This is a genomic window from Micromonospora sp. NPDC047812, assembly GCF_040704175.1.
GTDB lineage: Bacteria > Actinomycetota > Actinomycetes > Mycobacteriales > Micromonosporaceae > Micromonospora.
The window spans coordinates 1065716-1078169 of sequence record NZ_JBEYRY010000002.1; the positions used below are offsets into that span (position 1 = coordinate 1065716).

The window sequence follows — 12454 nt, forward strand, 5'->3', positions numbered from 1 at the left end:
CCGCAGAGCCGTAACGGGACGCCCCACCGAGGTCAGCTCTCCCGTGCCGTCCAGCGGTCGTGGTGGATCGCGTCGGCCATCGGGCGCTTCTGTCGCCAGCCGTGCCGGGCCAGGTCGGGTACGGGCTCGAAGTGGGTGACCGGCCCGAGGCAGAGCCACGCCACCGGCCGGATCCCGTCGGGGATGCCGAGCAGTTCGGCGAGCCAGGGCTCGCGGTAGAACGACACCCAGCCCACCCCGAGCCCCTCGGCGGTCGCGGCGAGCCAGAGGTTCTGGATGGCGAGGCAGGTCGAGTAGAGCCCGGTGTCGGCGATGGCGTGCCGGCCGAGCACGGCGGGGCCGCCCCGGGCCTGGTCGTGGGTGACCACCACCGACAGCGTCGACTCCAGGACGCCATCGATCTTGATGCGGGCGAACCGTTCGGCCGCCTCCCCGTCGAGCGTCGCGGCGAACGTGTCCCGCTCGGTGCGGACGTGCTCGTGGAACCGGCGGCGCAGCTCCGGGTCGCGCACGAGGACGAAGTCCCAGGGCTGCGAGTAGCCGACGCTCGGCGCGGCGTGCGCCGCCGCCAGCACCCGGTCCAGCGTCTCCTCGGGCACCGGCGCCCCGGTGAACTGGGCGCGTACGTCCCGGCGGCGGTGGATGACGTCGTACAGATCCAAGGCAGGCTCCCGCTGCGCTCGGCCCACGCCACACCGGACGCGGGCACCGGACGCGAGGCCGGTCTTCGGACTCCCGGATCGACGCCTGGCCGTCCGCCTTCCCGGCCCGGGCGGGCCAGTGGCTGCGCGTACGCGTGGACGGTGGCTCCCCGGTCACCGCGGCGGGCCCGTGCCGGATTCACACCGGCTTCCCGATTCTCCCCGCTCGCGCGGGGCACCTCACATGATCGTGCCATCGGGGATGCTAGCGCCGCCCGGTCCGTTCCGGTCCGACGGGCAGCGCGGGGCACCCGCGGCAGTGGAAATCCGGTCGCGGGCCGCCCGCTCCGGTACCACTGTGGTCCGGGTGTACGCACTCTCCTCCCGCCCGCTGCCGGCCGGCCGACCGGCGACCCGACTGACTCTCGCGCTGGGACAGCCCCGGGCCGTGCCGCCCCCGCTGCTGATGCTGCTGGGCATGCTCTCCACCCAGGTCGGGGCGGCCGTCGCCAAGCAGCTCTTCGGCAGCACCAGCGCCGGCGGTACGACCACGTTGCGGCTCGGCTTCGCCGCGCTCATCCTGCTGGTCCTGGTCCGGCCGGGGCTGCGCCTGGGCTGGCGCACCGCCGGTCTGGTCGGGGCGTTCGGGCTGGCCCTGGCGGTGATGAACCTCGCCTTCTACGCGGCCCTGGAAAGGGTGCCGCTGGGCGTCGCGGTCACCATCGGCTTCGCCGGGCCGCTGCTGGTGTCGCTCGCCGGCAGCCGCCGGCTCGCCGACGTGGCGTGGGCGGCGCTGGCCGGCGGGGGCGTGCTGCTGATCAGCGGGCTCGGCGGGACGGGGGTGGACCGGCTGGGGCTGCTGTGCTGCGTGGCCGTCGCGGTCGGCTGGGCCGGCTACGTACTGCTCGGCAAGGCGGTCAGCGCCCGGGTGCCAGGCAGCCGGGGCCTCGCGCTGGGGATGGCGGTCGCCGCGCTGGCCGTGCTGCCCCTGGGGGTCACCGGCAGCGGTACGGCGCTGCTCGACCCGTGGACCCTCGCGCTGGGCGCGGCGGTGGCGCTGCTGTCGTCGGTGCTGCCGTACTCGGCGGAGATGGCGGCGCTGCGCCGGATGCCGGCCCGGGTCTTCGCGGTCCTGCTCAGCCTGGAGCCGGCGATCGGGGCGCTGGTCGGGCTGGTCCTGCTCGGCGAGCTGCTGGCCTGGCCGCAGGTGGTCGGCGTGGCCTGCGTGGTCGGTGCCGCGCTGGGCGCCACCCTGGTCCGCCCGGACCGGTCCGCCCCGCACTGACGCCTGGCGCCGCCGGCACCGCCGGGGGCATGCTGTCGGGATGGGGGTACGCGTCGAACGCGCCGCGGCGGTGACCACGGTGATCCTGGACCGCCCGGCGGCCCGCAACGCGGTCGACGGGCCGACCGCCCGGGCGCTGGCCGACGCGTTCCGCGCCTTCGAGGCCGACCCCGACGCCTCCGTGGCCGTGCTCTGGGGGGCCGGCGGCACGTTCTGCGCCGGGGCCGACCTGAAGGCCATCGGCACCCCGAGCGGCAACCGCGTCGAGGCGCAGGGGGACGGCCCGATGGGTCCGACCCGGATGACGCTCGGCAAGCCGGTGATCGCCGCGATCTCCGGTCACGCGGTGGCCGGCGGGTTGGAGTTGGCGCTCTGGTGCGACCTGCGGGTGGCCGAGTCCGACGCGGTGCTCGGGGTGTTCTGCCGGCGCTGGGGGGTGCCGCTGATCGACGGGGGCACGGTCCGGCTGCCCCGGCTGATCGGCGAGAGCCGGGCGATGGACCTGATCCTGACCGGCCGGCCGGTGCCGGCCGAGGAGGCGTACGCCATGGGGCTGGTGAACCGGCTGGTCGCGCCGGGCGAGTCCCGGGCGGCGGCCGAGCGGCTGGCCGCCGAGATCGCCCGGCACCCGCAGACCTGCCTGCGCAACGACCGGGCGGCGCTGCTCGCCGGCGCCGGCCTGCCGGAACCGGCGGCGCTGGAGGTGGAGCTGGCGTACGGGATGGAGTCGCTGGCCGCCGACGCGGCGGCCGGCGCGGCCCGGTTCGCCGCCGGCGCCGGCCGGCACGGCGCCCCGGCCCACTGACCGGACCAGGGCCCGGCCGGCACCGCGCCCGGCCACTCACCGGCGGCGGCCCGACCAGCGCGCCCCGGCCGACCCTCCGGGCGGGCGGCCCGACGGGCCGGGCGGTGCGGCCACCGCACGTCCGGTGACCGCACCGCCCGGAATCCCGGCCGCCACCACGGGCGACCGGGGTGGGTCAGTTGCGGTTGATGGTGAACGTCGAGGTGGTGTTCTGGATGTCCACCGCGTTGTTGCTCAGGCGAAGGTTGTTGAAGGTGACCGACCCGACGGCCGGGCCCTGCCCCGCCTCCGGCATCTGGTTGGCCCAGATGCCGAAGCCGGACTTCGCGTCGTAGGCGTCACCGCTCTTGCGGGCGCCGCTGATGGAGACGTTGGTGAAGACCGTGTCGGTGATCGGGAACTGCGGCTGCCCACCGACGTAGTTGGTCTGGAACATGATGCCGCTGTACGTCGGGTCGACGATGTCGACGTCGCTGACCCGGATGCCCTGGAACACCTTCGAGGCGGAGAAGACCCAGATCGCCGGGAAGGTCTGCGCGCCCCAGAAGTGCCCGCCGGCCCGCACGATCGAGATGTTCTCGAACCGCGTGGGCGGGCTGGCGCCGAAGCCGTTCATCGGGTAGCCGAAGTCGAGCGAGCTGATGGTGATGCCGGAGTAGACCAGCGTGTCCGCGATGTAGATGTTGCGGAACGTGTTGCCGTAGCCGCCGTAGACGGCCACGCCGGCGGCCCGCCAGGTCAGGGTCGAGGTCAGGTTCTCGTAGATGTTGTCCTTCATGTCCGCGCCACCCGCGTCGATCGCCGAGAACAGCGCGAAGCTGTCGTCACCGGTGGCCCGGGCGTCGTTGTTGCTGACCAGGTTGTTGGTGCTCCCGTTGGTCATGTTGATGCCGTCGGCGAACATGTTCCGGATCCGGGAGTTCTTGATCGTCATGTGGTCGGTGTTCGCGCCCCAGTAGAGGCACACCATGTGCTCGTTCCAGATGTTGTCGATCACGATGTTCGACACGTTGGAGAAGTCGAACACCTTGCCCGGCCCGTCGATCCGCGACGTGTAGTTGCCGAAGTAGGCGAAGTTCGCGAAGGACGATCCGGCCGCCGAGTTCTCGGCCCGGAAGCCGATGTCGGTGTTGTCCTGGCCGGACGGCGCGTTGAACCGGGTGTACCAGGGCCCGGCGCCGGTCACCTTGACCGCCTTGCCGTACACCTGGAACTTCGACGCGGTGGAGTAGTTGCCCGCCGGCAGGTACACCCCGACGAGGTTGCCGGTGGTGTCCATCCGCACCCGGTCCAGGGCGTTCTGCACGTCGGAGTGCGTGAAGCCGGTCGGCGTGGTGTAGCGCGCCGGGTCCGGGTTCGCGATCGGCGCCACCTGCTCGGTGTTGATGAAGTCGATGGCGTACGTGGTGGTGTTGGCCGGGTCCTTCTGGAGCCGGATCCGGCTGCCGGCCGGCACGGTGGAGTTGAGCATGACGTTGGCCTCGTCGTAGATGTGCCGCGGTCCGCCCGCGCTCGGCGAGTTGCCCGGGCTGGCCTCGTTGCCGTAGAGCCAGGCGTACCGGGACGTCAGGTCGATGGCCTTGTGGAAGCTGCCGTTGACGTAGACGTTCAGCGTCGAGTTGATGCCGCCGCCGCCCGGGGCGTCCGGGATGGAGAAGCGGGTGACCAGGGTGTTGGTGCTGGCCCGGGTGGTCCACTCGACGTAGCTGCCGGTCGAGTTGAGGGTCACCGCCCGCCGGCCGGACGCCTCACCGGCGAGGTCGCCGACGGTCCGGTTCGGCCCGACGACGCTGGCGCCGCCACCGACCACGCCGTCCTCGGCCTCGTACATGTCGTACGGCATGTTGGCGCCGCGCCCCACGAAGAGCGCGCGGTCGCTGGTGTTGTTGGCCTGCTTGACCGGCAGCTCGTTGCCGTCGGCCGCGAGCACCACCCGGACGGTGTACTTGCCGTTCGCGGCGGTCCAGGTGCCCAGGTTGACCGGGCCGACCGTGGCCCCGGCGTTGATCACGCCGGAGTACGAGCCGGTCAGGGTACGGACGACCGTGCCCGCCTCGTTGAGCACCGTGAGCGTGATGCCGTGCGCGCCGGACGCCGAGGCGATGCTGCCGGCGTTGCGGATCGACACCGAGAAGCTGACCGTGTTGCCGGCCGCCGGGGTGCCGGGCGACCAGGCGACCGCGGCGGCGACCAGGTCGGAGCTGGCGACCGGGCTGACCACCAGCGGGCTCGGGTTGGTGTGGCTGTTGTTGGTGTCGTCCTGCTCGACGACGGCGTTCGACTCGTCGACCTTCGCGCTCAGCGGGTAGCTGCCCGCGTCCCGGGTGCCGATGTTGGCGGTGACCGTGGCCGAGGCGCCGGCCGCCAGCCCACCGACCGGCGCGGTGCCCACCCGGTTGGTCCCCAGGTAGAAGTTGACGTTGGTGGCGCCGGAGGCCGCCGAGCCGGCGTTGCGGACGGTGGCCGAGAGCGTGACGGTGCTCGTCTCCACGGGCGCGGACGGGCTGAACGACATGCCGGTCACGGTCAGGTCCGGATTGGGCGCCGGGGTGCCGATGACCTGGAACTCGGCGACCTGCCCGGCCGGTGCGCCGGTGTTCGAGGCGATCGAGAGCCGCACGTCGGCAGCCGCGCCGGAGACCGGGATGGTCACGGTGTTGCCGCTGGTCGGGTTGAAGCTGTAGTTCGCGGCACCGACCCGGGTGGTGAAGGTCGAGGAGCCCTGGTCCCGGCCGAGCACGGTGATGTTCTGGGTACGCGCCCCCCAGGCGGAGTCCGGGTTCAGCTTCAGCACGATCTGGCTGAGGTTGGCGTTGGCGCCGAGCTGCACGGTCAGCGTGCTCGGGTTGCCGTTGCCCTCCCAGTAGGTGGCCACGTTGTCGTCGTTGGCGTTGCTCGCCACGAACGTGTGCACGTGCCCGGAGGCGGTGATCGGCTTGCCGACCGCCAGGTTGGTGCCGACGGGCGGGTTGCCGGTGCCGGTCCGGGTCACGGTGTTGCTGTTCGCCGACTGGTTGCCGGCCGCGTCCCTGGCCCGGACGTGGTACGAGACCGTGGCGCTGTCCGGCTGGCTGTCGGTGTACGTCAGCGTGGAGCCGTTGACGCTGCCGCGCAGCGCGCCGTTGGCGTAGACGTCGTACCCGGTCACCCCGACGTTGTCCGTGGACGCGGACCAGGCGAGCCGGATCTGCCCGCTGGCGGGCTGGGTGTACGCCAGGTTGCCGGGGACGCTGGGGGCCTGGGTGTCGGGGTTGCCGGCGGCGCCGTAGACCTCGACCTCGGAGAGTTGGGCTGCCGGCCAGCCGGTGTTGCCCGTGACCTGGACCCGCACGTACCGGGTGCTGGTCGCGGCGAAGCTGACGGTGACGGTGTTGCCGGTGGCCGGGTTGAAGGTGTAGCCGCCGGACGCCTTCAGGGTGCTGAACGACGAGCCGGTGGTGGAGCCCAGCACCGACAGCGTCTGGGTGCGGGTCTGCCAGGCCGACGACGGCGGCAGCTTGAGCACCACCCGGTCGACGCTGACGGTGGCACCGAGGTCGGCCTGGATCCACTGCGGGAACGCGTTGTTGGCGCTCTCCCAGTAGGTGTCGGCGTTGCCGTCGTTGGCGTTGCCCGCCACGTAGTTCTGGTTGTGGCTGCTGGCGCTCATGGTGGCGGAGAGCCCGGCGAGCAGGGCGGCGCGGGCGGCGGTCGCGGCCGGGTCCGCCGGTGGCGCGGCGGCCGCCGGGGTCACGGCCGGGACGGCGGTGAGGAGCAGCCCGGCGAGCACGCCGGCGAGCAGCCGCCGGTTGGCCGGGCGGGTGGACCGGGGGACGGGACGGCGCGCGCCGGTCGGCGCGGTCCCGGGTCTGGTGCCGAGTCTGGACATGGGGTCGCTACACCTCTTTCGGGGGTGGGGGTGCGGGTGCGTTGCCCGGTGACGGGCGCAGGGGTACGCCCGTCGTGCCGCGACAGGTGGGGGACGGTGCGGGACGGGGGTCGGGGCGGCGCTGCGCCGGGCCGCCCGAACCGCCGGTGGCCCCCGCCGGGGACGGGCGGGGGCCACCGGGCTAGCTGGAGTAGACCTCGAACTCGCTGAGCTGGCCGGCGGGCCAGCTGCTGTTGCCGGTGAACGTCAGCCGCAGGTACCGCTGGCTGGTCGCCGCGAAGGTCACGGTGACCGTGTTGCCGCTGGCCGGGTTGAAGGTGTAGCCGGCGGACGCCTTCAGGGTGCCGAACGACGTGCCGGTGGTGGAGCCGAGCACCGACAGCGTCTGGGTGCGGGTCTGCCACGCCGAGGACGGCGGGAGCTTCAGCACGACCCGGGACACCGTCCGGTCGGCGCCCAGGTCCACCGTCACCGACTGCGGGAAGGCGTTGTTGGCGCTCTCCCAGTAGGTGTTCGGGTTGCCGTCGACCGTGTTGGCCGCCACGTACACGTCGGCGTGGCTGGTCTCCGCGGCCGGTCGGCCGAGCGCCAGGTTCCCGGTCGGCGGCGGCGTGGTCGGCGGCGGGGTCGTCGGGGGCGGGGTGGTGGGACCGCCGCCGTACACCTCGAACTCGGAGAGCTGCGCCGCCGGCCAGCCCGTGTTGCCGGTGACGGTCAGCCGGACGAACCGGCGCTCGCCGGCCGGCACGCTGATCGACACCGCGTTGCCGCCGGCCGGGTCGAACGTGCGTCCGGCCGACCCGGCGAGGGTGGCCCACGAGGAGCCGTCGGTCGAGCCGAGCACCGACAACGTCTGGGTCCGGCGCTCCCAGCCGGCGGGCAGCTTCAGCACCACCCGGTCGACGGTGCGCGCCGCGCCCAGATCGACGGTCAGTGACTGCGGGAAAGCGTTGTTGGCGCTCTCCCAGTAGCTGGCCGCGTTGCCGTCCACCGCGTTCGCCGCGCCGTAGTTCTGGTTGGTGCTGGTCGCGGTCGCCGGCCGGCCCTGCGCCAGGTTCCCGCCGGTCGGGGGCGGGGTGGTCGGCGGGGGCGTGGTGGGCGGCGGGGTGGTCGGGGGCGCGGTGGTCGGCGGCGTCGTCGTCGGGGGCGGGCTGGTGGGCCCGCCGCCCCACTGCGGCTCGGGCCACGGCCCGCAGTACGGCGTCGACGTGTACCAGCCGGAGTTGCCGGTGCCCTGGGTGATCTGGAAGCCGCTGCCGACGCAGTTGTGCATCGGGTTGGCCTGGGCGATCCCGGTGGCCCGCACGTTGGTGAAGGAGACCTGGCTGGGCGCCTGCACCTGGAGGGCGTACGTGCCCGCGCCGTCGATCCGCACGTTGTTGAAGCTGATCCCGCTGGACTGCCCCTCGATCCAGTGCAGCGCCGCGTACGAGCTGTCCAGGATGTCGGTGTCGGTCACGTTGATCGCTGCGCCCTGGATGGGCTCGTTGAGCGCGGAGAACCAGATCGCGCCGACGCCGAAGCGCCAGTTGTAGTCCGAGTTGCCGTTGCGGATCAGGGTGTTGCGGGAGACGGTGATCGTCCCGGAGACGGCGGTCGGGCCGGTCACCCCGGGGTAGCGGTTGGCCACGTGGATGCCGCCGCCGTTGGTGACCGAGTCGGCGGTGACGTTGTCGGTGATCTTGATGTCCCGCCCGCCGTAGGTCACCAGGTGGTTGGCGAGGATCGTCACGCCGATCGTGTTGCGGGTGAAGGAGTTGTTCACGTTCGGCACGCTCTGCGCCCACATGGCGAGGGCGTCGTCACCCGTGTTGCGCACGAACGTGTTGGTCACCGTGGAGTTGGTGACGCCCCAGTGGAAGTTCACCCCGTCGGCGGTCTGGTCGAGGATCCGGCTGTTGCGGATGGTGAAGTTGTCCATCGGGCCGTCCATCCAGGCCCCGACCTTGGTGTGCTGCATCCAGACGTTGTCGACCACCGAGTTCGACATCGCCCCGCCGATGGCGTTGACCTGGTCCTCGTCCACCCGCTCCCGGATGTCGCCGATGATGGCGAAGTCGCGCAGCGTGACGTTGCGGCTGGGACCGCCGGCCTCGTGCGGCCGGATCTCGCCGCTGTAGCCGCCGCCGGGGACGTACTTGCCGTAGATGCCGGCGGCCCGCTTGCGGTCGGTCGGGTGCCGCCCGCCGAGCACCGAGTACCACGGGCCCGCCCCGCGCAGGGTCACCCCGTCCACGACGACGTGGTCGAAGAGGGTGAACGTGCCGGTCGGGATCCAGACGGCCCGCCCCTGGGCCCGGCCGGCGTCCACCGCCGCCTGGAACCTGGCGGTCGAGTCGGTCGCGCCGGTCGGGTCGGCGCCGAAGTCGGTGACCACGTCGAGCACGCCGGTCGGCTTCGCGATCGGGGCGCCGACCAGCTCGAAGTCGGCCAGGTCGATGGTGAACGTCGGCGACTGGGCGGTCGAGGAGACCTGGAGCCGGATCTTCGTGCCGGCCGGGTACGTGGTCCCGAACATGGTCCGGGTCTCGTCGTAGAAGTGGTGCGGGTTGGTGTCGCCCGGGTTGTTGTTGAACGGGTAGCCGCCGTAGTACCAGCCGTACCGCGAGGTGACCGGCACCGCCTTGACCAGCGTGCCGTTGGCCCGCAGGTCGATGCTGGCGTCCCGGCCGGTGCCCGCGGCGTTGTCCGGCAGGCTGTAGCGGAAGGTCACCGCGTTGGCGGGCGCGGTGAGCGTGAACTCGACGTACTCGCCGACGGCGTCGAGGGTGACGGCCTCCCGGCCGGACGCCTCGGACGGCAGCGTGCCGTAGCGCCGGTCCGGGCCGATCCTCGTGCCGGTGTGCGCGACCTCCTCCGCCTCCTGCTCGACGAACGGGACGGTGGCGCCCCGCCCCGGGATGTCGAACGGCGAGAGTCCCGCCGCGCGGGCCGGGGTCGCGGTGGTGGTCAGCGCGACGACGGAGATCGAGGCCGCCGCGAGGGCGGTTCCGGTGAGGGCGGCGAGCCCCGCGCGGATGCGGTGTCTTCGCTGGTGGTGCCCGGTGGTGTGGTCGGCCATGAGCGGCGCTCCCTTTCCTGAGGTGGCCAGGTCCCCCGTGTCGTGCGGTGCGGTGCGCGTACCTCCCTGTCGGCCTCGGCCGGCGCGGGGCCTGCGGGTGGCGGTGCCGGCGGCCGGGACGGGCCGCCGGCACCGTCGGGTCAGGCCGTTTCGGGCGTCGGGGTTGGCGCCGCCTCGGCGGTACGCAGCCAGACGGCGGTGTCCGGCGGCAACCGGTCGTCGTCGAGCGGCCCGCTGACCAGCAGCCGGTCGGCGTGGGGCGGCAGCGGCACCGCCGTGTCCGACAGGTTGACCAGACAGACGAACCCGGGTTCCCGACGGAACGCGAGCACCCCCTCGGGGGCGGGCAGCCAGCTCAGCTCCCCGTCGCCGAGTGCCGACTCGGCCCGCCGGACGGCGAGGGCGGCCCGGTACAGCTCCAGCATCGAGTGGACGTCGCCGGTCTGGGCGCTGGCCGTGCGGTCCTTCCAGTCGGCCGGCTGGGGCAGCCAGGGTGCCGCCGTCGCGTCGTCGGGGCTGAAGCCGAACGGCGGCGTCTCGCCGGACCAGGGGATCGGGACGCGGCAGCCGTCCCGGCCGGGATCGACCCCGCCGGAACGGAAGTGCATGGGGTCCTGCCGCAGCTCACGCGGGATGTCCTCGACCTCCCAGAGGCCCAGCTCCTCGCCCTGGTAGACGTACGCGGCGCCGGGCAGCGACAGCGACAGCAGCGCGGCGGCCCGGGCCCGGCGCGTGCCCAGCTCCAGGTCGGTGGGGGTGCCCTCGCGCTTGGCGGCGAAGCTGAACGTGGTGTCCGCCCGGCCGTAGCGGGTGACGTGCCGGGTGACGTCGTGGTTGGAGAGCACCCAGGTGGCCGGGGCGCCGACCAGCGCGTGCGCGCTCAGCGTCCCGTCGATGCTCTCGCGCAGCGCCGAGGCGTCCCAGGCGCAGCCGAGGAAGTCGAAGTTGAACGCCGCGTGCAGCTCGTCCGGGCGCAGGTAGTTGGCGAACCGCTGCCGGTCCGGCATCCACACCTCGCCGATCAGGGCCCGGTCGCCGGGGTACTCGTCGGCGATCCGCCGCCAGTCGCGGTAGATCTCGTGCACCCCGTCGAGGTCGCGGAACGGGTGCGGCCGGTCCGGCAGGGTCTCGGGCAGCGTGCCGTCCTTGACCAGCAGCCCGGCCGAGTCGATCCGGATGCCGTCCACCCCACGGTCGAACCAGAACCGCAGGATGTCCTCGAACTCGGCCCGCACCCTGGGGTGGTCCCAGTTGAAGTCCGGCTGCTCCGGGGCGAACAGGTGCAGGTACCAGTCGCCGGGGGTGCCGTCCGGGTTGGTGGTCCGGGTCCAGGTCTCGCCGCCGAACTCGCCGACCCAGTCGGTGGGCCGCTGGTCGCCGTTCGGGCCCCGGCCGGGGCGGAACCAGAACAGGTCCCGCTCGGGCGCGTCCGGTCCGCCGGCGAGCGCCGCCTGGAACCAGGGGTGCGCGTCGGAGCAGTGGTTCGGCACCACGTCGACGATGGTCCTGATGCCGAGGGCGTGCGCCTCCGCGATCAGCGCCTCCGCCTCGGCCAGCGTGCCGAAGACCGGGTCGATGTCGCGGTAGTCCGCCACGTCGTAGCCGGCGTCGGCCATCGGGGACGGGTACCAGGGGCTGAACCAGATCGCGTCGACGCCGAGCGCGGACAGGTAGTCCAGCCGCGACCGGATGCCGGCGATGTCGCCGATGCCGTCGCCGTCGCCGTCGGCGAAGCTACGCGGGTACACCTGGTAGATCACCGCTCCACGCCACCACGGACCGTTGTCTGCTCTGGACACGAGCACCTGCTTTCTGCGTCAGTGCGTCGGCGGGTTCGCCGGACCTTGATGTGTCCCGGGCGAACAGTCGTTGTCCGCCGCGGAAGGTTGCGCCGAGGGCTATCCCTTGAGGCTGCCCGTGGTGAGGCCGGACATGATGTTCCGCTGGAAGATCAGGAAGACGATGACGGTCGGGATCGCGGCGATGACCGAGGCGGCGACCACCACGTTCATGGGCGTACCGCCCGAGAAGGCGTAGATGCCGACGCTGACCGTCCGGGTCTCGGGTGACGGCATGACCAGCTTCGGCCAGAGGAAGTCCTTCCAGACCGCGGTCACGGCGAAGATCGAGACCACGCCGAGGATGGGGCGCGACATCGGCAGGATGATCGACCAGAGCGTGCGCAGCGGGGTTGCCCCGTCCATGAGGGCCGCCGCCATCAGCTCCTCCGGGATCGAGTCGAAGAACCGCTTCAGGAGGAAGATGTTGAACGCGTTCGCGACCAGGGGCAGCCAGATCGCGAACGGCGAGTCGAGCAGGTTGACGTGCAGGATCGGCAGGTCGATCACGGTCACGTACTGCGGGACGATGAGGACCATCGCCGGGATCATCAGCGTCGCCAGCATCAGGCCGAGGATCACGTTGCCGAAGACCGGGCGGAGCTTCGACAGGGAGTACGCCGCGGCGGTGTCGAGGACGAGCTGGAACAGCACCGCGCCGGTCGCGTAGTAGAACGTGTTGAACAGCAGCTTGGCGAGATCCAGGTTGTTCCACGCGTCGACGTAGTTCTGCCACTGGGGATCCCGCGGGAACAACGACGGCGGGGTCTGCGCGATCTCCTGGCCCGACTTGAGCGCGCCGGTGACCATCCAGTAGAGCGGCCCGAGGAAGACGAGCGTGAATCCCGCCACGACGACGGCGAGCAGCGTCCAGTAGATCACCCTGCCGCGCCCCCGCCTGAGCTGGGCGGCAGAGACGAGTGTCCGGGTCCCGGAGTCCTGTGCCATTCCGCGTC

The 12454-nt window shown here is 72.5% G+C and carries 7 protein-coding genes and 1 riboswitch; of the genes, 2 read left to right on the forward strand and 5 right to left on the reverse strand.

Annotated features, from left to right (window positions below; genetic code table 11):
• Nucleotides 1-32: 32 nt before the first annotated feature.
• Nucleotides 33-662 carry a 5,6-dimethylbenzimidazole synthase gene (bluB, locus tag AB0883_RS12755; RefSeq protein WP_366641321.1) on the reverse strand — a complete coding sequence of 210 codons (630 nt, stop codon included), beginning with the start codon at nt 660-662 and terminating at the stop codon, nt 33-35.
• Nucleotides 663-700: 38 nt separating this feature from the next.
• A riboswitch (cobalamin riboswitch) is annotated at nt 701-899 on the reverse strand.
• A 109-nt stretch (nt 900-1008) separates the two neighbouring features.
• Here bluB and AB0883_RS12760 point away from each other — a divergent pair.
• Together AB0883_RS12760 and AB0883_RS12765 are read left to right on the forward strand one after the other, a co-directional pair.
• On the forward strand, nt 1009-1926 hold the full coding sequence (locus AB0883_RS12760; protein WP_366641322.1) for an EamA family transporter: 918 nt from the start codon (nt 1009-1011) through the stop codon (nt 1924-1926).
• A 40-nt stretch (nt 1927-1966) separates the two neighbouring features.
• Nucleotides 1967-2731, forward strand: coding sequence for a crotonase/enoyl-CoA hydratase family protein (locus tag AB0883_RS12765; RefSeq protein ID WP_366641323.1), 765 nt, complete (start codon nt 1967-1969; stop codon nt 2729-2731).
• Nucleotides 2732-2906: 175 nt separating this feature from the next.
• On the opposite strand, the gene AB0883_RS12770 is transcribed toward AB0883_RS12765, so the two are convergent.
• From AB0883_RS12770 to AB0883_RS12785, 4 genes are all read right to left on the reverse strand, one after another.
• Nucleotides 2907-6599: a discoidin domain-containing protein gene (locus AB0883_RS12770; protein WP_366641324.1), complete on the reverse strand. Its 3693-nt coding sequence runs from the start codon at nt 6597-6599 to the stop codon at nt 2907-2909.
• 181 nt (nt 6600-6780) lie between these two features.
• Nucleotides 6781-9660 (reverse strand): discoidin domain-containing protein, encoded by a 2880-nt coding sequence (locus AB0883_RS12775; protein ID WP_366641325.1) that lies wholly within the window; start codon nt 9658-9660, stop codon nt 6781-6783.
• Between the two features lie 140 nt (nt 9661-9800).
• Nucleotides 9801-11459 carry a glycoside hydrolase family 13 protein gene (locus AB0883_RS12780; RefSeq protein ID WP_366641326.1) on the reverse strand — a complete coding sequence of 553 codons (1659 nt, stop codon included), beginning with the start codon at nt 11457-11459 and terminating at the stop codon, nt 9801-9803.
• A 99-nt stretch (nt 11460-11558) separates the two neighbouring features.
• The gene (locus AB0883_RS12785) at nt 11559-12446 is read right to left on the reverse strand and encodes a carbohydrate ABC transporter permease (RefSeq protein WP_121397199.1); all 888 of its coding nucleotides are present in this window, start codon (nt 12444-12446) and stop codon (nt 11559-11561) included.
• Between the last annotated feature and the right edge of the window lie 8 nt (nt 12447-12454).